Annotated in this window: 18 protein-coding genes, 1 tRNA gene and 1 pseudogene; 8 read left to right on the top strand and 12 right to left on the bottom strand. The window is 39.6% G+C overall.

What is annotated here, in order from left to right; all coding sequences use genetic code 11:
- Positions 1–390: 390 nt before the first annotated feature.
- Positions 391–576, bottom strand: a complete 186-nt coding sequence (locus O9334_RS19395) for a hypothetical protein (protein WP_002798718.1) — start codon at positions 574–576, stop codon at positions 391–393.
- 16 nt (positions 577–592) lie between these two features.
- Positions 593–1,426, bottom strand: coding sequence for a hypothetical protein (locus O9334_RS19390; RefSeq protein ID WP_045360099.1), 834 nt, complete (start codon positions 1,424–1,426; stop codon positions 593–595).
- Positions 1,427–1,885: 459 nt separating this feature from the next.
- On the opposite strand from O9334_RS19390, the gene bchL reads away from it, so the two are divergent.
- The 6 genes from bchL to O9334_RS19360 all read left to right on the top strand — a co-directional run bounded on the left by bchL (position 1,886) and on the right by O9334_RS19360 (position 8,089).
- Complete coding sequence (gene bchL, locus O9334_RS19385; RefSeq protein ID WP_045360101.1) at positions 1,886–2,755, top strand: ferredoxin:protochlorophyllide reductase (ATP-dependent) iron-sulfur ATP-binding protein; 870 nt, start codon at positions 1,886–1,888, stop codon at positions 2,753–2,755.
- Between the two features lie 128 nt (positions 2,756–2,883).
- A complete protein-coding gene (locus O9334_RS19380; RefSeq protein ID WP_190380267.1) occupies positions 2,884–3,648 on the top strand; it encodes a DUF5331 domain-containing protein in 765 nt (254 codons plus the stop codon).
- A gap of 16 nt (positions 3,649–3,664) precedes the next feature.
- The gene (locus tag O9334_RS19375; protein ID WP_045360104.1) at positions 3,665–5,065 is read left to right on the top strand and encodes a ferredoxin:protochlorophyllide reductase (ATP-dependent) subunit N; all 1,401 of its coding nucleotides are present in this window, start codon (positions 3,665–3,667) and stop codon (positions 5,063–5,065) included.
- Between the two features lie 170 nt (positions 5,066–5,235).
- On the top strand, positions 5,236–6,528 hold the full coding sequence (locus tag O9334_RS19370; RefSeq protein ID WP_045360106.1) for an AAA family ATPase: 1,293 nt from the start codon (positions 5,236–5,238) through the stop codon (positions 6,526–6,528).
- Between the two features lies 1 nt (position 6,529).
- A complete protein-coding gene (locus O9334_RS19365; protein ID WP_288001918.1) occupies positions 6,530–7,174 on the top strand; it encodes an RloB family protein in 645 nt (214 codons plus the stop codon).
- Between the two features lie 111 nt (positions 7,175–7,285).
- Positions 7,286–8,089, top strand: a complete 804-nt coding sequence (locus O9334_RS19360; RefSeq protein ID WP_288001916.1) for a nucleoside phosphorylase — start codon at positions 7,286–7,288, stop codon at positions 8,087–8,089.
- Here O9334_RS19360 and O9334_RS19355 read toward each other — a convergent pair.
- The 4 genes from O9334_RS19355 to O9334_RS19340 form a co-directional block, all read right to left on the bottom strand.
- Entirely contained in the window at positions 8,086–9,015 is a 930-nt protein-coding gene (locus tag O9334_RS19355) for a DUF1350 family protein (RefSeq protein WP_288001913.1), read from the bottom strand. The genes O9334_RS19360 and O9334_RS19355 overlap by 4 nt on opposite strands.
- A 220-nt stretch (positions 9,016–9,235) precedes the next feature.
- Positions 9,236–11,755, bottom strand: a complete 2,520-nt coding sequence (locus tag O9334_RS19350) for a glycogen/starch/alpha-glucan phosphorylase (RefSeq protein WP_045360111.1) — start codon at positions 11,753–11,755, stop codon at positions 9,236–9,238.
- Positions 11,756–12,058: 303 nt separating this feature from the next.
- Positions 12,059–12,352, bottom strand: coding sequence for an RNA-binding regulator (gene rbp / locus O9334_RS19345; RefSeq protein WP_045360113.1), 294 nt, complete (start codon positions 12,350–12,352; stop codon positions 12,059–12,061).
- A gap of 221 nt (positions 12,353–12,573) precedes the next feature.
- Positions 12,574–12,828, bottom strand: a complete 255-nt coding sequence (locus O9334_RS19340; RefSeq protein WP_008198594.1) for a DUF3493 domain-containing protein — start codon at positions 12,826–12,828, stop codon at positions 12,574–12,576.
- Positions 12,829–12,887: 59 nt separating this feature from the next.
- On the opposite strand from O9334_RS19340, the gene O9334_RS19335 reads away from it, so the two are divergent.
- Positions 12,888–12,959 (top strand) — tRNA-Thr (locus tag O9334_RS19335).
- Positions 12,960–13,031: 72 nt separating this feature from the next.
- Entirely contained in the window at positions 13,032–13,199 is a 168-nt protein-coding gene (locus tag O9334_RS19330; RefSeq protein ID WP_190380454.1) for a hypothetical protein, read from the top strand.
- On the opposite strand, the gene O9334_RS19325 is transcribed toward O9334_RS19330, so the two are convergent.
- The 6 genes and pseudogenes from O9334_RS19325 to O9334_RS19300 form a co-directional block, all read right to left on the bottom strand.
- Complete coding sequence (locus tag O9334_RS19325) at positions 13,177–13,680, bottom strand: sll1618 family protein (protein WP_190380455.1); 504 nt, start codon at positions 13,678–13,680, stop codon at positions 13,177–13,179. The genes O9334_RS19330 and O9334_RS19325 overlap by 23 nt on opposite strands.
- A gap of 39 nt (positions 13,681–13,719) precedes the next feature.
- Positions 13,720–14,664: pseudogene (locus tag O9334_RS19320) on the bottom strand (Rpn family recombination-promoting nuclease/putative transposase).
- Positions 14,665–15,358: 694 nt separating this feature from the next.
- Entirely contained in the window at positions 15,359–16,339 is a 981-nt protein-coding gene (locus O9334_RS19315) for a hypothetical protein (protein WP_288001909.1), read from the bottom strand.
- 79 nt (positions 16,340–16,418) lie between these two features.
- A complete protein-coding gene (locus O9334_RS19310; protein WP_288001907.1) occupies positions 16,419–19,043 on the bottom strand; it encodes a polyprenol monophosphomannose synthase in 2,625 nt (874 codons plus the stop codon).
- Positions 19,044–19,087: 44 nt separating this feature from the next.
- The gene (locus O9334_RS19305; RefSeq protein ID WP_288001906.1) at positions 19,088–20,215 is read right to left on the bottom strand and encodes a DegT/DnrJ/EryC1/StrS family aminotransferase; all 1,128 of its coding nucleotides are present in this window, start codon (positions 20,213–20,215) and stop codon (positions 19,088–19,090) included.
- On the bottom strand, positions 20,212–20,745 hold the full coding sequence (locus tag O9334_RS19300) for a cupin domain-containing protein (RefSeq protein WP_288001905.1): 534 nt from the start codon (positions 20,743–20,745) through the stop codon (positions 20,212–20,214). Before O9334_RS19300 ends, O9334_RS19305 begins: the two co-directional genes overlap by 4 nt.
- Between the last annotated feature and the right edge of the window lie 469 nt (positions 20,746–21,214).

Raw genomic sequence — 21,214 nt, 5'->3', positions numbered from 1 at the left:
TCAGCTTCTGAAGGCAAGAGGCAAAAGACAGAATCTGACAATTCTCCTACCTAAAAAGAAGGTTAGAAACTAGGCACATCAAAGCTTTTAGCTTAACCAATTAGGTCTTAGATTCGGTCGAGTGACTTTTAAATTATTACAGATATATCAGCAGCTGCGTGTAAGCATCCCACCGAAAAACTAATGCGCGAGGGGTTTGGGGACGGCGCTTGCGTCCCCAACGGGGGGTTTGGGGGGTAGAACCCCCCAAAAGCTTGGATTGAGTGATAAAATCGAAAGTAACGCCCGACTTTAGCCGAGAGTTTCCCCTTAAAAATCCCAACTTAGTAGATTTACAAAAATGAGATGCAGCCTTCTCGTTTCTGTCTGGAAGGAAGAGCCAATATTTTCCTAAAAACGGCGGGTTTTATCGATTCCGTAGATAATTCCCGTCACCACGGAGGACAGAATTAATAACAAAATTAATCCTCCGGGTAAAAAAGATAATATTCCCATGCCGCGCAATATATAAACTAACACGGTGACTAATAGGAAACCGAAAAAAAGAGACTTTAAATAACTAGAATTTGAGCGCATTTACTTAGATTAACACTTACTCTTGAGTTAAGTTTAACTTTTCGGCAATCATTGCCAGGATTTTTTCTTCCCTTTTTCCGTTACTGATAGATTCCAGTAAACGGCTATTGAGAATAATTTTTTCCCCATTCGCTAGGGTTAAAATAATCCGTCGGTAATTAGACCCCAAAAAGCCTTTGTAATCTTCCACCTTTGCCTCAACAATTCTCCCTAGAAGATAATCACTTTCACTTCTAAAAATTAAATGTTGTCGCTTACGGGTTAGGGTAGCGGTACCCTGATTAAAGACATAACTCTCCCAATAGCTGACATCATAAAGTAACAATAAACCTGACAATAAGCATAACATACCCCAGAGATAATAGGGATAATTATGGTGCTGTTCTAGCATTGCTGACAAGGTATCTAGGGGACTTTTGGCAATAATTTCCTGAGCTTTATATCTATTCACAAAACTCTCAAATCGAGTTTTAAAATCACTAGCTGACTGCACATCTCGAAAATTCTCGATGTAGAGATAGTTATTTCTTCCCACCAACAAAACCGTGTTATTAACAGTTTTTTTCTGCTCAACACTGATAAAAACTTCCTGATAGACAGCCGTAGCTTTAATGTGAGTTAAAGAAAAATTCTCCCGACTAGAAACAGGAAAATTATACTCTTGGACATATTGACAATCTATTCTTTTTGTGCCTAACCTCATGCAGTTGAGATAAGCGCGCTGGAAAGAAACCAAATATGCTAAAAAGAGCAAGGGAAACCCAGCCAGAAAAAACGCCAGAAAAGGACGATATTTAGGAGCCTTATTCTCTAATAAGAGTGTAGTCAGCGTTTTCTGCTTAACTCGCATAGGAAACCCTACAGGTACTTTCCTCTAATTCTACTACAGGCTTTTTCGGCATCCTTCTCAGGATCGATTTATTTAATCTTCTGACGGGGAAAATTGTAATGATTATTCACGAAAATCTGACATCGGTCTCTAGGCTGCCTCTATCTTGACCCTTTTTGTCCTGGTTTGCCACGGTAAAACGCTGTTTATCGAGTTTTTGCAAAGCTTTGACGTTTTTTGTTTATTGTTTGTATTTAAAGTAAATATATAAACAAAGCTGTTTTTATAAGTTTTTATCAATTTCATAAACTCTATAAGCTCTAAAAAATTATTAATCTAATTTTTACGCTTTCAATCTCACTCTAGCTATAGCAGATAAAAATTGAGCCTCTTTCCAAGGGGTGGGGAGATGGTCAATAATTACGATCAAAGCACTGATAAACAAACTCACCATTCAAGCGTACATTTAGGAGAACTTCCATGCCTTTAACACTCGCAGTCTACGGAAAAGGTGGCATCGGTAAATCGACAACAAGCTGTAATATTTCGGCCGCTTTAGCCAAAAGAGGCAAAAAAGTCCTACAAATAGGCTGTGACCCCAAGCATGATAGCACCTTCACTCTGACAGGCTTTCTTATTCCCACAATCATCGATACCCTACAAGAAAAAGATTTTCACTACGAAGACATCTGGCCCGAAGACGTTATCTATGACGGTTACGGTGGTGTCAAATGTGTGGAAGCGGGTGGCCCTCCGGCCGGTGCCGGTTGTGGCGGTTACGTCGTCGGGGAAACGGTGAAATTATTAAAAGAATTGAACGCTTTTGATGAATTTGACGTGATTTTGTTCGATGTTTTGGGGGATGTGGTCTGTGGGGGATTTGCCGCACCCTTAAATTACGCCGATTACTGCATAATTGTCACGGATAACGGCTTTGATGCTCTTTTTGCCGCCAATCGCATCGCCGCTTCCGTCCGCGAAAAAGCGCGCACCCATCCCCTGCGACTAGCCGGATTAATTGGTAATCGCACCTCAAAACGCGATTTAATTAATAAATATGTGGATCATGTTCCCATGCCAGTGTTAGAAGTTTTACCCTTAATTGAAGATATTCGCGTCTCCAGAGTTAAAGGTCAAACTCTCTTTGAAATGGCCGACAAGGATCCGATGTTAAGTTACGTTTGTGACTATTATCTCAACATTGCCGATCAGATTTTAGCCAAACCAGAAGGAGTTATTCCCAAAGAATCTGCCGACCGGGAGTTATTCACTTTATTATCGGATTTCTATCTTAATGCCGATAAACCCAAAGTTAACGCCGAGGCAGAATTAGAGCTAATGATGGTTTAATTCCGGAAAAAATCTCGTCTGGTGGGTTAAGGAAAACCTGGCCCACCACCCAACTCGATGATGATAATTTTTCCCTCTTATTGGGAATTATAATAGAGAGAACATCATTATTCAGCCAAGGGGACAAAATGAGCAACTTTGAGGAATTAAAAGCCAACTTACCGAGGCAATGGTTAGATTACTACCAAAATAATCAAGCTTGGATTAAGTGTTTAATGAATTCTAGAGGTTCGTGGCGAAAAACTCCCGACGGAGGTAAACGTCCTAGTGCTGACATAATTATAGCGGCAGCAACAGCTTTAGAACCTAAGTTATCAGTGTGGATGTATCCCTTGTGTCAACTTAGTTCCGATGGGGACAAACTGCTAGAAGTCTTAGGACTAAATTTTGATTCTGAAAAAAAGGAGTTGGAAAAATCGGAAAAAGAATTACTGATTTCTACTTCGCACACTGAAGATCTCAACGGATTCCGAGAAAAACAATTATCAGTCGAAAAAAACAAAGTAATTATTTTTGAGGAATTGCTAAAAATCTTACCCGATAAATGGTTAGATTACTACCAAAACAATCAATCTTGGATTAAGTCTTTAATGGATTCTAGAGGCTGGTGGCGAAAAACATCAGACGGAGGTAAACGTCCGAATTTTTACATCATTATAGGTGCAATGACCGTTTTAGAATCTCAATTATCAGTGTGGATGTATCCCTTTTGTCAGCTTAATTACGATGGAGACAAACTTCTAGAAGTTTTAGGATTAAACTTTGATCCTGAGAAGAAACAACTAGAAAAGAAAGAAAGAGCATTAAGTAATTCTGTATATCCTACTGAGGATCCTGTACTGCAAAAAATCCGCCAAGAGTTACAACGAGAAAACCTAAATAAACCAAGTTAAAGGAGACCCCAAAAACATGACCGCTATTCAAGAACCGAGCGCTTTACAATTTGATTGTGAAACTGGCAACTATCACACCTTTTGTCCGATTAGCTGTGTCGCTTGGTTATACCAAAAAATCGAAGATAGTTTCTTCCTTGTTATCGGCACAAAAACCTGTGGTTACTTCCTGCAAAATGCTATGGGGGTGATGATTTTTGCCGAACCGCGTTATGCTATGGCTGAATTAGAAGAAGGGGATATTTCCGCTCAACTAAAAGACTACGAAGAATTAAAACGCCTCTGCTTACAAATTAAACGAGATAGAAACCCTAGCGTTATCGTTTTTATCGGTACTTGTACCACCGAAATTATCAAAATGGACTTGGAAGGATTAGCACCGAAACTAGAGTCAGAAATCGGTATTCCTATCGTGACAGCGCGCGCTAATGGTTTAGATTATGCTTTTACCCAAGGGGAAGATACCGTCCTCGCTGCCATGGTGCATAAATGTCCCGAAAAAGTTAAGCATGAAAACGACAAAGAAGAACGGAATGCCATCCAAAAACTCTTAACTTTTGGACGGAAAAAAGAAGAAATTAAACAGGAAGAATCGGAATATCAAGACCATACTCCTTTAGTTTTATTTGGTTCCGTTCCCGACCCGATTGTGACTAATTTAACCCTAGAATTGAAAAAACAAGGAGTTAAAATAGATGGTTGGTTGCCAGCAAAACGGTTTACCGAATTACCGGTAATTGAGGAAGGTTATTATGTCGCTGGTGTCAATCCTTTTCTATCACGAACTGCCACCACTTTAATGCGTCGTCGTAAGTGTAAATTAATTGGCGCACCCTTTCCCATCGGTCCGGATGGAACTCGCGCTTGGATAGAAAAAATCTGTTCGGTTTTGGGAGTACAACCCCAGGGATTAGAGGAAAGAGAGGCAAAAATTTGGGAAAGTTTAGAGGATTATCTGCAACTTGTGCGCGGTAAATCGGTCTTCTTTATGGGGGATAATTTACTAGAAATTTCTCTGGCACGTTTCCTAATTCGTTGCGGGATGACTTGTGATGAAATCGGTATTCCCTACATGGATAAACGCTACCAAGCAGCCGAATTAGCATTACTAGAAAAAACCTGTAATGATATGGGTGTTCCCATCCCGAAAATTATCGAAAAACCTGATAACTACAATCAGATTCAGCGCATTTACGAGTTAAAACCAGATTTAGTGATTACAGGAATGGCCCATGCAAATCCCTTAGAAGCGCGGGGAATTAACACTAAATGGTCGGTAGAATTTACTTTTGCTCAAATCCACGGTTTTACCAATGCGCGAGATATTTTAGAGTTAGCTACTCGTCCCCTGCGTCGCAACAATAACCTCAAGGAATTGGGTTGGGATAAGTTAGTTAAAGAGTCAGCAAAAGTGTAAATTTGTTTTCAAAAGGCTACAATCATCAGGTAAGGAATTGATTTTCCTTACCTTTTTTACTGTGATTGTTTGCTGATTCTGAGGACAATTCTTGTTCAAATGCTCAACAAGTGCATAAAATAAAAGTATCGTCTCCTTTATTCCTTAGAGACTGTTAGGGTTAATATGCAATGCTCATCGGATTTAGTGTCGGCAATTATCGCTCTTTTAAAGATGTAGTCACTCTCAGCATGGTAGCTGCGGAGGATGCCTGTGGTAATGATGAGCTTGATAAAAATAATGTTTTTAAGGTTAATCAACAAATTAGTTTACTGAAAAGTGCCGCTATTTATGGAGCAAATGCCAGTGGTAAGAGTAATTTAATTCTGGCATTCAATTTTATGCGACGGTTTGTCATGAATTCTGCAAAATTACAAATCACTGACAAAATAGATGTGGAACACTTTAGATTAAGTACCGAAACTGTTGATAAACCATCCTTTTTTGAAATAGTTTTTCAGCTAAAAAATAAAACTTATAGATATGGATTTGAAGTAACTCAAAAGCGAGTAGTTTCCGAATGGTTATTTTGTACGCCCAGAAGTCGTGAAACTAAAATTTTTAATCGGCAAGACGATAAAATAGAATATAGCAAAAATATTGAACAAGGTAATATACTAAGAGGATTGACCAAAAAAAATACTCTGTTTTTATCACTAGCGGCTCAATTTAATAATTCTCTAGCGGTGGAAATTGTCTCTTGGTTTAGTCACTTAGGTGTTGTGTCTGGGTTAAATGTGGAATTATTAAAAGAGATTACGCTTGAGTATCTTTCTGATAGACAAGATTTGATTTATGATGTGACTAAGTTAATTAAAAAATTAGATTTAAGTATTGACAATCTCAACCTAGAAACAGAAACGAGAAAAATTTCCTTAGATAGTTTCCCGCAAGATTTACAGGATGTTGTCAGAAATATCATCAGTGACTCTAGCGGTGAAATAAAGTCCGCTACCATAAAAACCTATCATCCAAAGTATGACTCAACAGGTAAAATGATTGAGTTAGAAATTTTTGATATGGACAATCATGAATCTGATGGAACTAAAAAGATTTTGGCTCTGTCAGCACCGATTTTAGACACTTTGCAAAGAGGGGAAGTTTTAGTAATTGATGAATTGGATGCCAGACTTCATCCTTTAATGACTAGAAGTATAATCGAATTATTTAATTCTCAGAAAACTAATCCCAAAAATGCTCAACTTATTTTTACTACTCACGATATTAATTTACTTAGTCATAAATTTTTAAGGAGGGATCAAATTTGGTTTACCGAAAAAAATCATCAAGGAGCAACAGATTTATATTCTTTGGTGGAATTTGCTGATATTAATAATAATAATACCTTTGAAAAAGATTATATTCAAGGTCGTTATGGAGCAATACCTTTTATTGGTAATTTAAGTACAATTATTGGTAATTAGTATGGGTAAAAATAGGAATACTTCCGATTATTTGCGTCGCCAAATTAAGACTAGAGAAACAAGAAAAAGATTTTTAATTGTTTGCGAGGGAGAAAAAACTGAAGTTAACTATTTTAAGGCTTTTACTGTTCCTAAGAAAATTGAATTTATGGTGAAAGGTGAAGGTAAAAATAGCTTGAGTTTAGTCAACAAAGCTATTAAGATGATAGATAATCTAAAAAAAGATGACTCATTTGATCAAATCTGGTGCGTTTTTGATAAAGATAACTGTTCTAAAGAGCAATTTAATCAAGCGGAAGGACTGGCTAAACAAAAAAATATCAAGATTGCCTATTCTAATGAAGCTTTTGAAATTTGGTTTATTTTACACTTTCAATATCTGGATATTGCCACATCCCGAAGTGAATACCTAACAATTTTAACTAAACAGATGCAAAAGTATGGATTATTAAACAAGAAAGAAAAATATGCAAAAAATCGAGAGGATATGTACGAAAAATTAAAGCCATACCAGACAACAGCAATCACTAATGCAGCAAAACTTATTCAAGATAGAGATGAAGCCAAAAAACATCCTTTTGATGCCAATCCCTCAACCACAGTACAGGAATTAGTGCAAGAACTTAACATCAATAGTCGTCCTTAAGCTTGATTCTCTTTTGTCAATAATTAAATATTTAATTTCAATTTAAACCTAAAGTTGTTATAATAACCAAAAGCCTATTTAACCAAAGTAACTGCTCTTAATTTAATTTAAATGTCCAATAACTTATCTCACCAAAAACCCTATCATCTCAACTTTAGCAGTGAGGATTTAGGCACAGTAAAACCGACTATCACCCTATTATCGGGGGAACCAGAACGCTCGCGCTATATTGCTGAAACTTATTTACAAAATGCACGTTTACTATCGGATTATCGCGGATTAAATAGTTATCTTGGCTACCTAGATAATTCTACCCCAATTCTTCTGGCTACCAGTGGCATGGGTGCGCCATCTTTGAGTATTGTAGTTAATGAATTAATACAGGTGGGAATTAAAACTATTATTCGTATTGGTACTTGTGGCGCAATTCAAAATAGAATAAAAATTGGTGATATTATTATCTCGCAAGCGGCTTTATGTAGGCAAGGTGCAGCTAATGATATTGCTCCTCCGGAATATCCCGCAGTGGCGGATCATTTTTTGACAGTTGCTCTAGTCAAATCGGCTCAATTTTTGGGAGTAAATTATCATGTAGGTATTACCGCTTCTGTGGATAGTTTTTATGAAGGACAGGAAAGAATCCTGTCTTCTGCTAACCCTTATCTTCAGCGTCATTTAGAGGGAATTACGGAAGAATATCGACGTTTAAATATTCTCAATTATGAAATGGAAGCGGGGACTTTATTGAAAATGGCGGGGGTTTATGGATTTACTGCCGCTTGTATTTGTGCTGTGATTGCCGAAAGAAGCAAAGAGGAAGGGATTAGTTTAGAAAGCAAACAACAGGCCATCGAAAAAGCGATTCAGGTGGCAATATTGACCGTTAGCAACCTCTCCCTATCCTCAATTGATTAATGTTCAGAAATCATTTTCATTAAGACTTCCTCTTTTTCCTGACTTTGGGGATAACAGGAGATAAGTTTAGCGCGTAATTCCTGGATTGATTTAATCACATTATCGGCTAATTCTTGGTCGCCATTGCGCCAGCCAAGGGGTGCTAAATGGGTGCGATTGGCTAAGGGAACTACTGGTTTTAAGAGTTGTTGACTTAGTTCTTTAATGAACCAGGCTACCGTATCTTTAGCCTGTAGATCCTTAGCAAAGGCGATAATTTCCAAGAGTCGAAATAGCTTACTATTGCTAATTAAACAACGGGTTTCCTGCACGTTTGGCTGTACATCTAAACCCAAACTCTGCACTAATTTAGCTAGAGCAGCTATGGGAATTGCACTATCTATGCCAGCAATTACAGGAGCCAGTAAAAGTGAGGGTTGATTTTTCAAAGATACGGTATGGACATCGGTATTATTCAGCGATTTTTGGATATCTTCGGCTTGATTTTTGCCGACACAACCACTCAAAACCTTTTCTAGTTCTGTGTTTTCCACATCACTTAAAACCTCTAAAAGCGAGATATATTTACACCCTAAACTATGGCCCATCCAAAAATAATTAGGATTACCAGCAGTGGGATCCTCTAAATACAAATCAAGGTTATCTTCATAGCCTAAAAACTTAGCTTCTTCATAAATAGCCTTTCTCAATCCAATCAAATCTTTGACCATTTCTATGGAAACATTCCAATGACGAAAAGTAAAACGATAGGGAATAGCAATAATAGTATAGCCTCGTTCAAAGACTTGTTTGAGTAGATAACGATAGAACAGATTGGGAAAAGCGCCGAAGAAAGCACCACCGATAAAATAAACAACCCCAATCGGTTTAGGATTGATAGCAACCCAGGGAAATTGTAGGGGAATAAACTTAAATTTTGATGTCATTGTTTTTCGGTATGTAATTGTTAATTTGGCAATTAGGGAAACAATCTTATAATGATTAAAAATCTCGGCGGACAAAATAATTTATCGCCTTGTCTAATCGGGGTACATTGATTTGCTCAAAAAAGTGTATTTTGTTGCGAATATGTAATTATTTTTGACAAAAGTAAATTCTCACCCAAAAAAATTTGGGGCGGAGATTAACCCACCCCGAAACGTCTTCTTAGTCTTCTAAACTAATCTTGACCGGATTAACTTTCCAAATCTCTTGACAATATTCCCAGATTGTGCGATCGCTAGAGAATTTCGCCATACGAACCGAGTTGAGAATCGACATCCGCGTCCACTTGTCCCGATCGCGATAAGCTTGACTTACCTGTTCTTGACAATCAGCGTAGGATTGATAATCAGCTAAAAGCATATACTGGTCATCGTAGAGGAGCGAATCAACGATCGGCCTGAATAATTCCGTGTCACCATGGCTAAAATAACCACTTTTAATTCGATCGATCACTCCCTTCAATTCGCGATTATTTTTGTAATAGCTCATCGGTTCATAACCGTGGGCCTTCTTAGCATAAACTTCTTCTGCTGTCAAGCCAAAAAGGAAGAAATTTTCTGCCCCTGCTTCCTCGCGAATTTCGATATTAGCGCCGTCCAGAGTTCCGATGGTGAGGGAGCCATTCATGGCAAACTTCATGTTACCAGTTCCGGAAGCCTCCTTACCCGCCGTGGAAATCTGTTCGGAAAGATCCGCCGAAGGATAGATGCGCTGACCCAAAGAAACGTTAAAGTTAGGCAGGAAAACCACTTTTAAACGACCTCTGACATCGGGATCCTTATTAACAATTTCAGCTACAGCATTAGTTAACTTAATAATTAACTTCGCCATAAAGTAACCGGGGGCTGCCTTACCACCAAAGATAAAAGTGCGCGGCACGATATCGACGTGGGGGTTCTGTTTAATGCGATTATAAAGGGCGATAATGTGCAGAACTGCCAGATGTTGGCGTTTGTATTCGTGAATCCGTTTTACCTGCACATCGAAAATCGAATTAACATCCACCTCGATATTGCGGGTTTTCAGCATATAAGCCGCTAAATCGGCCTTATTCGCCTGTTTAATTTCATACCAACGCTGACGGAATTCAGGATCATCAAGGTATTGTTCCAGTTTTCGCAATTCCTTCAGGTCTTTTAACCAATCATCGCCGATTTTTTCGGTAAATAGTGCCGATAATTGGGGATTGCTCAATAAAATCCACCGGCGCGGGGTGACACCATTGGTTTTATTGTAGAATTTTTCCGGCCAGAGCATGGCAAACTCTTTCAGGGTGTCTTTTTGCAGTAACTCTGTGTGTAAGGCAGCGACTCCGTTAATCGAGTGACTACCCACACAGGCTAAATTAGCCATGCGAATTTGTTTATTACCCCAACCAGCTTCTTCAACTATCGACAATTTGCCCAATAATTCCTCGTTATCGGGAAACCAAGTCCGCACATCCTCGAGGAAAAAGTGATTGATCAGATAGATAATTTCTAGATGTCGGGGCAGCAGTTTGCCGAGTAGAGCCGCTGACCAACGTTCTAGGGCTTCTGGCAATAGGGTATGATTGGTATAAGCGAAGGTTTTTTGGGTAATTGTCCAAGCTTTTGACCATTCTAAGCCGTTTTCATCCACTAACAAACGCATTAACTCAGCGATCGCAATGGCGGGGTGAGTGTCGTTCAGTTGAATAGCGGCGGTTTCGTGGAAGTTTTGCAGATTTTTGTGGCTTTTTAGGTGAATGCGAATTAAATCTTGCAGGGAAGCGGCCACAAAAAAGTATTGTTGGGCGAGACGTAATTCTCGACCGGCGGGGGTGTTATCGTTGGGATAAAGGACTTTAGAAATGGTTTCTGCGTCCATTTTTTCAGCCACGGATTGATCGTATAACCCGGCGTTAAAAGCCTCAAAATTAAACGATTCACTCGCTTCTGCTTTCCAGAGACGCAAAGCATTAACCGTGTTGGTTTTGTACCCCGGGACGGGGGTATCGTGGGGAATGGCTAAAATCCGACGTTCCGGCAGCCATTGGACCCGTTCCTGTCCCTTATCATCGTGATAGATTTCCGTCCGGCCCCCCAGTTTTACTTCCACACTTTCATCGGGACGGGGTAATTCCCAAGGATTGCCGAAGCGTAGCCAGTTATCGGGGATTTCCACCTGCCAACCGTTTTGGATGATTTGATGGAAAATGCCAAATTCGTAGCGGATCCCGTAACCGATGGCGGGAATTTCTAGGGAAGCGAGGGAATCGAGGAAACAAGCCGCTAAACGCCCTAAACCGCCGTTGCCGAGGCCGGGATCCGGTTCCTGTTCGATAATTTCCTCAAAATCAAGACCTAATTCCTCGATCGTCTCTTTGATTAGGTCATAAATACCCAAATTAGCCAGATTATTACCTAAATACCGCCCCATGAGAAATTCGGCGGAGAAATAGCAGACGAGTTTAACTTTTTCTTGTTTGTAGGTGTCGGTGGATTTCAGAAAACGACGCAGCAGGCGATCGCGAACGGTGTAGGCAAGGGCGACATAGTAATTGTAGGGACTAGCATTAGTGCGGTTAACCCCTTGCAAATAAAACAGATTGTCCAGAAAAGCCCGTTTTAGGGTTTCGGGACTCATGCCCGTGCGATCATCTTCAATTAAAGTGGGGCATTGAAGCGCTTCGCGCCCATCAGCTATATAGGTTGTCTCCATCGGTTTTTGTTGTCCATATATTCGGGAGTTGATCGCCGATCATACCTGATGACGATATCCTTTATAGTTTACTTGTTACCTTTTAGAGAGACTCAGACATTTAGATTTCTATTGGTTTTGAGCGAAACGGCGATCGTAATTAAGCTGCCCGCACATTTAAATTGCTTGTTGAGATGAGGCACTCTTGCAAGAGGCAAGGGGGGGTGGGCTAATCTAAGGATAGGCGGTTAAGATGCGTCTTAGCTTATGGACAAAAAAAGGGTGAACCCTGTCCACCCTCCCACAATTATTCACAAAAAAAGCTTAATAGCGTTTTTTTCTGTCACCACCACCACCATTGAAGGGTGCGCGCTCTTCACGCTCGCGGGCTTCGTTAACTTTAATTGATCGCCCCATCCAGTCAGCACCATCTAGTGCCTCAATTGCGGCGGCTTCCTGGGCTTTACTTTCCATTTCCACGAAGGCGAAACCGCGTTTGCGCTGTGTCTCTTTGTCAACGGGAATATGAACCCTCTTAACCTTGCCGTACTCTGCAAAGACATCGACCAGATCTTCTTGGGAAATCTCGTAAGAGAGATTACCAACAAAAATAGACATAATACTTGAATCCTCGATCAATACTCGAAACGGTGTGGAGACACAAAATTCAGGGAGAAGCCGAACAATACTAAAGTAAAAGACTTACCGAATTAATACTGAAAACGAACTTGAACACCAATCTTGACTCTCCCTCCGATCATAACACAGAAATATTGGAGTTAATGTTAACTTTTATTCTCTGGGGAAAGAGACCGTTTTGGCTATCAGCCGCTACTACCTCAACCGCCAGCTTTTTTTTCCCGACGAAATAACCAAATCATCAGGGCCACCACCCCGATTTGTAGGGCAAAATTGGGTAAGGCGGTGGCTACGTCCCTTGCTGCCGCTAATTGGGCCAGAAAAACCACCGCACCAATAAAACCAGAAGCACCTAAACCGAGATAGATAAACTGCCGCAGTCCTCGGTAGGGATTGGCCGCCTCCGCTTTCAAGCGGGCGTATTTTTGGGGATCGAGTCGAGGGGATTTGCTCATAAAAAAATTTTTCTAGCTGTGTATCTATTGTCCGTGATATAATCGGGAATTGGCAATGTGCCGATGTAGCTCAGTGGTAGAGTAGTTGATTCGTAATCAATTGGTCGTGGGTTCAAATCCCATCATCGGCTTGGGATTTTCCTGCCCAAAGTTGACTAGGAAATACCAGTACAGTGGTTAAATGCCTTGATTTTGTTCCAGCTATGCCAAAACTCCCCCAGGTTAAGGCCTTTGCTGGGGATTTGCTGAAACTAGGCCATTTTAGCACCAAACAAGAGGTAAAAGAGTTAATTGATCGGGCTGAACAGTCCCTATTTCAGGCTAAGGCTTTGGCCAAAAATCAGCTAGTTAGTGGAGAAAAGGTTGAATGATTTCTGCGATCGCCTGACGTTGGCAATCGTCATATCCCCAGCGCTCTAGAAAGGCTTGATATTCTCCTTGTCCTGTGTTTAAACTGGTGGCTAATTGTTGTAATTTTTCCCCTAAGGACGGCGATAATAACTGTTTAATTAGTTGACAGGTTTTTTCTTGGACTTTCTCAGAACCTTGGGCGTTTTCTTCGTCTCCTTGACCGCGATGATAGATGACCATTGCCGTGGACATAGCTAGATTTTTGACTAATAATTCATTGACCAATATCGGGGAAGTTTTTAAAGCAGTGATTACTTCTAAACTAGGATATTTCGTATAGGATAAATCGCTGGTTAAGTAAGTAACAAAAAATCCCCTAGCTCCATTTTCTGTCGAGACTAACTCAGTAAATTTCTGAGTGATTATATTGGTATCTAAAAACTCAATTTGACTTAGTAAATATTGAGTTTGTTCGATAGCATTTTCAAAAGTTATACTCATAACCATACCTAGCCTTCTGTGAAGTTTAAGAGAAAAATACTAAGCAGCTAAAGCCTTTAACCAATTAGTTAAATCCTCCCATGTCGAAAAATCTAATAAAGCTTCCCCCACTCGTTCCAGATCATCAATATTCAAGGTAATAATCCGACTCTCTATATCCACATCAATATCTCCTAACTTACGTTTAATCAGACGGACAATTAGATTTCTTTCTCTTGCTAAACCCCGTTCTAAACCCTGTTCTAAACCCTGTTCTAAACCGCGGCGCATCCAACTGGTGGTAATCTGCATAACTCCCTCCTGTTCGGGTTGAATAAATGTGCTAATCTCCTGTTGAAATTCTATCTCCTCGGACGAGTTGAGATTGAGATAGGTATCGACAAAGCCTGAAATCAATTGCATTCTAGCAGCATCTAATCTTAATGTTACCAATAATCTTAGACATTGTGCCTTAACTTTTGCTCTATCGCGAGCAGCAATTTTCATCTTTGCCATCAAAGCGGCGGCGACGGGATTAGCTTGATTGAGAAAATCTCGCCAATGCAAGCGATTTAACTGGACAACTTGATAGTTAAATTCTAACACTTTTAAGTCAGGAAACTCAATTTTGTATTGACGAATTGCTTCTTTTTGCGGACGCTCATAGGAGAATATGACAATGGGATAAACTGGTAAGGCAAATTTTTGATGCAGACGAGCGAAATAAGTAAACATTCGCCGATTAAATTCCGGTTGAGAGCTAGACTGTGCTTCTAGATGAATTAAGAAAAATGATGATTATCCTCGAAATTGCACTTGGGCGACTAAATCACTTTCATACTTTTCTCCTTCCGTGACATCGGTAAAGACTTCTTTATCTAAAAATGTGATCTGATTAGGCTCTAAATAATTAATAATCTCGGAAAAAAACAACTGAATAAATTCAACAAAAAAAGTCGAAATTAATTCCTTAAATAAACGATCATGGTCAATAATATTATTCATACATAATAATTATAATCGGGGAATCTTTCAGCTTATCTTCATAACTTTTTCTAGTAATTATCAAGGTTTTTCCCATGACTACCACTAGGAGACAAAGAAATTAAATCCTCGATATTATAGCGGTTCTCGCATCTGTGCGGCACACTTAAACCTTTGCTGATTAAGCTGTTCAGGAGCGGGAATGTACCTCTTGTGAATCAGACACGCTATACCTTCCATACTAGCACAAATTTGAGCAAGGGGTGATAGCAAATCCTGTTATCATAAGACGAGTAAAGACGAGGAGATAAAATGCCCAAAAAAGCCTACTTAGCCGCACATCCAAGTTGAGAGCAAATTAAAGATAGATACAGAACCAGTCAAGACTCAGTGGCAACAAGAAGATGGCACTGGTTAGGTAAAATATCTTGAGGATCGACAATCAAAAATGCGGCAGTAGCTCTCGGATTAGATCATCAATATAGTTTTAAAATTATCAAAAGCTTTAATGAATTAGGAAAAGAAGTAGTTAAAATCTCAGGAAAAAGAGTTAGGAACATCGGAGAGGAAAAGAACCTTTATTGAAGGAAGAACAATTGCCAAAATTAAAATTGAATAAATTCGGGAAAATTTGCGGTAATTTTGCCAGTTAAATCAATTCCCTGCTATCTCCACCAAAACCTTTGTTAGTACAAAAATTCTAGCTAATTTTAAATTATCGATTGAGAATAGAAATAATTCGATGATTTTGAGTAGTTTTTTCCTGAATTATAGGACGCAGTTGTTGCACCAGTTCCCTAGAGCGTCTTATTCTTGCTTCCGGTAATAAATGCTCATGGGTATCGGCAAATAAACTAGAATCTGTTTGCAGATTAAGAGTTTTTGGATTGTAGATTAAAGGCACTATATTAGACAATTCTTCAATAGTTTTTTTAACATTTTTGACAGTAGTTTCATCGGTCTTAGCATAAACCCAAGAGAGAGAAACTACTAAATCAGCACCTTTAGCTTTTAACTCCTCTTGAAATTGAGCGATGCGTTTGAGGGAGTGTTGAGAAACAGGTCGATCAAATGTTCTAGCCCACCATTTACCTGTACGATGTTTGACTACGGTAGTATCTCCTTTTTCTGTGATTGGATCTGATAAATAACCCCTAGCTTTTCCTGTTTGTATAACATCAACAGCAGTTTTTACTATAGCGCGTAAACTAGGAACTCCCATTAACCAAGTCTCGGAAACTAATTGTTCTAAGGGTATATTTCCTAAACCAGGTTTTCCAATGGCAACACTAAAGGGAACGGAACCAAATAAACCATCACCGTAACCAATACCATCATCATCCAGTAACATCAAATATTCAGGACTGAGAACCACTATATCCCCCGGACGTACCTGTTCTAAAATAATTGGGCAAATGACATTTAATCCCAAATCTCCCTGTAAACCAAAGTTAAAAACTGGGATTTTTAGCTCCTGTTCTAGGAATTGAGAGTTAATACTATAATGTACTCCCGATCCCCCCGCAAAAATTATTCGTCTCGGTGCATCTATCTGCTTGGCAAAAGAAGCTTTCTGTTCGTACATTTGTAGGAGCCACTTTAATTCACCACCGTAGTGTACGTTATAAAAAAAAACCAAAGACCAGGCCACCCCAACGGTAGCTAACCAAGGCCAAAAAGTAAACATTTTCTTCATAAGTTTAGCTCCTAGATTTGAAGAACCAGAGGACAACTAGAGAATAACTAATTCTAGTTCAAAAAAGAGATAATTTGTCTTATCTTTCCTGCCACAATTGCCAAATAGTCGCCACATATTTCCGTCCTTTTGACAAATAATCCCAGAGATTAATTCCGGTTTTACTCTCACCATAAATGCGGGGAACGCAAAGATAAGGAACTTCCACTAACTTATAACCTAAACGATTGGCACGGGTTAATAAATCAATGCAGTATTCTCCATAATCTCCCTTGAAGCGAATTTTTTCTAAAACCTGAGAACGAACGGCAATAAAACCACTGGTATAGTCGTGAACTTGATTGCCTAGCATCACGATGGCCATGCGATTAATAATCCAGCTTAACATCCGGGCCATCAGTCCGTGGGCAACATCATCACCCCCCGGAATCCAACGAGAACCTACAACCATATCAGCTTTTTTAGTTCGAATCGGTGTGATTAATTGTGGCAGAGCTTCTGGAGGCATAGATAAATCACAATCCATCCAAGTAATAATTTTAGCCCCATACAGATTAATCGCATCGTCAATACCTCTCTGTAGAGCCGAAGTTAACCCTTTCTCGTTGATTCTGCGACACAAAATTACCCCCGATTGGAATTGCGAATCTTGGGGAGGAGTGGGATATTGTTTGGCTAAATCTTCTACTATCTGCCAAGTTTCATCGGGAGAATTATCATCCACCACTAGCACTAAATAAGGACTAGGAACACTAGCTAGTAAACGTTCAATTAATTGACTAATATTATCTCGCTCGTTATAAGTGGGTAAAATCGTACAGACTAAATCATTAGCTGCTGGGGTAATTGTGGGCTTATCCTCGGATTTTTTGGATAGTAAACCTGTCTCAGAAGCAGATATAACTATTTCATAGAAAGGATACTTACCAATGATTCCAGAGCGATTTATGCCAATTTGAAACTTTTGTCCATCTTGGCTAAATTCCAGTTCTTCCGGTGGGGATTCTAAGAGTTGACAAGGGCGATAGGGATAGCAAACGTAGGGAAAACTAGACAATCCTTGACCGACTAATTCTTGGCATAGTTTAACCATGGCTTGACTATCTTCTACACGGAAGAAAGTTTTTTGTTTCTCCAAACCAAAACCCAAAACTTGTGCCGCATATTGATGAGAAAAGACAACAATAGAATTAGGATTATCTTCTATGCTTTTGATAGCTGGTGCTATCCCCTGATGGGTTTTATAGAAAAATTCTCCACCTTGATAAATGTTTTTATAGACAGCTATTGCCAGTAAGATTAACAGTAAAACCCAGCTTCCCTTGGCTAGTAAAACTTCTTGGTTCGCTCCGACAATTTTTACTTGTTCCACCGTTAATAAGGTAACAAAGGGGATAAGAGGCAATAAATATCTCGGTCCCCATTGTTTACCTCCCACCATGACTTCTCCCGGGGCAATATCGACTAAACAAGACACCCCTACTGTGTAGATAAAATAGAGATCATAGACAAAAAGCATTTGTTTATCTAGAGATATATTGGCGATGTCAAATAGATAACAACTGGCTAAAAGTATCAGGAAGTAAATTATATTGTCCTTGACTAACGCCTTGGTTTTGACCATTCCTTGCCAGCGAAGATTGACGAGAACAGCCAAGATGATAATCGCCATTATACTAATTAAAGTTACGGGAATATCCCTGGCAAAATTCAATTGTTGACCGCTCCAAGTGAGCAAGTAAGCTAAGGGAATTATACAGATAGGAAAATGCAGCAAAAAAGAGCTATTCAACTGATAAAAACTGGTCAGGGCTTCTTGAATACGTTTTTTCCAAGAAAACTCCTCAAGGACTAACAGAGCGTGAACTCCTAGAAAACGATTATAAATTAACTTATTGCACAACCACAGTAAAAACACACTAACAATCATACCTAGTACAAAACTAAAAGCTATTCGATTAGTTAGCAGAAAATCAGAAACATTAAGATTTTGCTCGGTTGAATACCAAGCAAAAATTGAGGTTTGTTCTGGAGTTAAACCCAAGAAAACTAATAAAGTTAAAGTTGCCACTAGGGCCAGACATTCGGAGCGGAACCATACTGATAAACCCACTAGAAATCCGCCTAATAAATTGGGCAGCCAGCCACTATTAGCTGTATCGGGTAGAAAAAAAGCGATAACAATTCCCAAAAATCCTAAAGTAACAGCGAGGGTATGTTCACAATATATGGCACTGTATAGAGTTAAGGGCGAAGCAAAAATCAAAATAACTAATCCCAAAAGACTCCCCCAACTGTCTAGGGAAAAAGCGGGAATTGCTCTTGAAAAACTGAGCCACAATACCCAAATTGATAGGAGGGGAATCAAGTAAAACCCACGATAACCCCAAAGTTTATAAAAAAGGGAAGTTAGCAAAGAGAATGAAAAAGGAAAGGAGATATAATAACGTTGATTTAAGTAGTAAACAAAAGGGGGGCGATAACTGTATAAACCCTCTTGCCAAAGACGAGTAACCCAAGCTTCTGCGCGCTCAACTAAGTCAAATCGCCATTGACCACTACTTAGCTGACGAGCCAGTAAAGCTTTCAGCGCCCCATCGCCATTAAAAAAAACATCCTTGGGAACTGAAATACATAGATATAGGGAATAAAAGCAACCAGAGGCAATTACTACCCAAGATAAAAATTCCGTGCCAATTATCATAAAATTCGGTTTTTATTCAAAAAATTTTCATCAATTTTTCATCCCTACTCAGCCTCAGCAAAAACCTGCTGAACTGCTCGGGACACTCGCTCAATTTGCTCGTCCGTGAGAGCTAAACCGCTAGGCAGATAAAAACCCCTGCGCGCCAGTCTTTCAGCCACGGGACAGGAAACATTTTGCAATAATCCCATTTTGTGAAATACCGGTTGTTCGTGCATACACCAGAAAAAAGGACGCGTACCAATCTGATGTTCTTGGAGGCGTTTCATCGCTTCCATAGCATCAAAGTTAACCTCATCTTTGAGAACAACACCATAAACCCAATAAATATTTTCGGCATAATCAGTTTGAGGTAGGGGCAATTCTAGACAGGGGATATTTTGCAATAATTCCCTGTAGCGTCTGCCCATTTTTCTCTTGCGCTGGACAAAAGTTTCTAGCTGTTCTAATTGTGCTAAACCCACTGCCGCTTGCAGATTAGTCATCCTCAGATTCCAGCCCAGTTCTTCGTGAATAAAACGTCGTTGGGGCTGAAAATATAAATTTCTCAGGGAACGACAACGCTCAAAAATATCCTCTTGGTTGGTGACAATCATGCCCCCTTCCCCAGTGGTAATATGTTTGTTGGAATAGAAACTAAAGATGCTGATATCACCGAAACTGCCACAGGGTTTACCTTGATAGGTTTGACCGTGCATTTCCGCCGCATCTTCAATAATTTTTAAACCGTATTTTTGAGCTAATTCTAAAACTGGAGTCATTGCCACCGGTAATCCGTAGATATGAACCACCATTATCGCTTTAGTGCGGGGCGTGATTTTTGCCTCTATCTGTCCGATATCCATGTTCCAAGTCTGCGCTTCGCAGTCCACCACCACGGGAATCGCCCCGGCTTTGACAATGGCAGCCCCGCAGGAAATGATGGTAAAAGTGGGGAGAATCACTTCATCCCCCGAACCAATTCCTAAAGCGACGATGGCCGCTTCTAAGGCCATAGAACCATTGCACACGGAAACGGCATACTTTCGCCCAACAGCGAGGGCAAAATTTTCTTCAAATTTCTGAACGAAGGGACCTTCCGAAGAAATCCAACCGCTATCAATACATTCGTTAAGATACTGTTTTTCCTTGCCCGCAAGTAGTGGCTCATTGACGGGAATAAAGCTACTCATGCCATCTCTGCTCCCGCCATTTTAACCACGGTTTCCTCAATTCCTGTAAAGCGAGTTTTATCCTGATTACCAACGTAGGGACCTTGTTTTACTTCAATCATTTCTACTTCTTCTAAGACTTGGAAACCATGGCCACCTTGTATCAACAAAACCACATCCCCATCTCTCAAGATATGACTTTCTAGATATTGTTGGTCGTCATCATAGAAATCTACCCGCAGTTTTCCTCTTTTGATAATTAAGACTTCCTGGGTAAAAAATACTTCCCGTTGTACTTTGTTATGAACGTGGGGCATAATACTTTTTCCCGTCGGGTGTCTCATATAGGCCAACTGTTGGGAAAAATCATCGGGAGTTAGGAAATGAATCCCCTCTTGGTTAAACTCTCGTCGGAGAATTATCGCTAAAACTTTTCCCTCTTTCGTGATTTGAGAAATTGGCAAAGAGTTAAATTGACTTTCTGGCTTATTTTTCTGATTTTGTCGGCGGAGAAAATCTAAAGATAAAAAGTCTGAAGCTAGTTTAAACATGAATTTAACCCCCCTAGGGAATGGTTGTGAGAAAGGCTGAAATTAATTGACAGCAAAGAAGGGGCGAACCAGTGACTAACTTTTGTCACCCCTGGTAGGCCAATTTAATTTAATTAGCTAAAGCTTAATCTAATTAACCTTCTGTTAATTTAGTTAACAGAAGGTTAATTGCGACTAAGGCGAGACTCTTATAGCATACATTTAAGAAAATACGGGAGCATCTAACTTTAGAAATAAGTAGAAATACTTAAGGGTAAAAAAATAGTATTAAACAGGGGTCTCATTAAGATAAGCGGAACGATGGCGAAGCACTTGTGGAACATTTATAGCATAGAACGAGTTAGTTAGGACAGATGCCTGAAGGCTTTACTCACAGCATCCACAAGGTTTTCACTATCATTGATAATCTGACTAACATAGTTTTTCAATCTAGCCCAGAACTTTTCAATTTTGTTGAGGTCTGGAGAAT

Source organism: Microcystis sp. LE19-8.1F (assembly GCF_027531715.1).
Classification (GTDB): domain Bacteria; phylum Cyanobacteriota; class Cyanobacteriia; order Cyanobacteriales; family Microcystaceae; genus Microcystis; species Microcystis wesenbergii_A.
The sequence above is the reverse complement of the archived record's forward strand: the minus strand, read 5'-3'. Positions and strand labels throughout refer to the sequence as shown.

Bases quoted from the DNA above. Each gene is read 5' to 3' on its own strand.
- bchL (WP_045360101.1), top strand. From the start codon at position 1,886: ATGCCTTTAACACTCGCAGTCTACGGAAAAGGTGGCATCGGTAAATCG.
- O9334_RS19365 (WP_288001918.1), top strand. From the start codon at position 6,530: ATGGGTAAAAATAGGAATACTTCCGATTATTTGCGTCGCCAAATTAAG.
- O9334_RS19350 (WP_045360111.1), bottom strand. From the start codon at position 11,755: ATGGAGACAACCTATATAGCTGATGGGCGCGAAGCGCTTCAATGCCCC.
- O9334_RS19360 (WP_288001916.1), top strand. From the start codon at position 7,286: ATGTCCAATAACTTATCTCACCAAAAACCCTATCATCTCAACTTTAGC.
- O9334_RS19370 (WP_045360106.1), top strand. From the start codon at position 5,236: ATGCTCATCGGATTTAGTGTCGGCAATTATCGCTCTTTTAAAGATGTA.
- O9334_RS19355 (WP_288001913.1), bottom strand. From the start codon at position 9,015: ATGACATCAAAATTTAAGTTTATTCCCCTACAATTTCCCTGGGTTGCT.
- rbp (WP_045360113.1), bottom strand. From the start codon at position 12,352: ATGTCTATTTTTGTTGGTAATCTCTCTTACGAGATTTCCCAAGAAGAT.
- O9334_RS19300 (WP_288001905.1), bottom strand. From the start codon at position 20,745: ATGTTTAAACTAGCTTCAGACTTTTTATCTTTAGATTTTCTCCGCCGA.
- O9334_RS19380 (WP_190380267.1), top strand. From the start codon at position 2,884: ATGAGCAACTTTGAGGAATTAAAAGCCAACTTACCGAGGCAATGGTTA.
- O9334_RS19305 (WP_288001906.1), bottom strand. From the start codon at position 20,215: ATGAGTAGCTTTATTCCCGTCAATGAGCCACTACTTGCGGGCAAGGAA.
- O9334_RS19325 (WP_190380455.1), bottom strand. From the start codon at position 13,680: ATGAGTATAACTTTTGAAAATGCTATCGAACAAACTCAATATTTACTA.
- O9334_RS19315 (WP_288001909.1), bottom strand. From the start codon at position 16,339: ATGAAGAAAATGTTTACTTTTTGGCCTTGGTTAGCTACCGTTGGGGTG.
- O9334_RS19340 (WP_008198594.1), bottom strand. From the start codon at position 12,828: ATGAGCAAATCCCCTCGACTCGATCCCCAAAAATACGCCCGCTTGAAA.
- O9334_RS19310 (WP_288001907.1), bottom strand. From the start codon at position 19,043: ATGATAATTGGCACGGAATTTTTATCTTGGGTAGTAATTGCCTCTGGT.
- O9334_RS19390 (WP_045360099.1), bottom strand. From the start codon at position 1,426: ATGCGAGTTAAGCAGAAAACGCTGACTACACTCTTATTAGAGAATAAG.
- O9334_RS19330 (WP_190380454.1), top strand. From the start codon at position 13,032: ATGCCAAAACTCCCCCAGGTTAAGGCCTTTGCTGGGGATTTGCTGAAA.
- O9334_RS19395 (WP_002798718.1), bottom strand. From the start codon at position 576: ATGCGCTCAAATTCTAGTTATTTAAAGTCTCTTTTTTTCGGTTTCCTA.
- O9334_RS19375 (WP_045360104.1), top strand. From the start codon at position 3,665: ATGACCGCTATTCAAGAACCGAGCGCTTTACAATTTGATTGTGAAACT.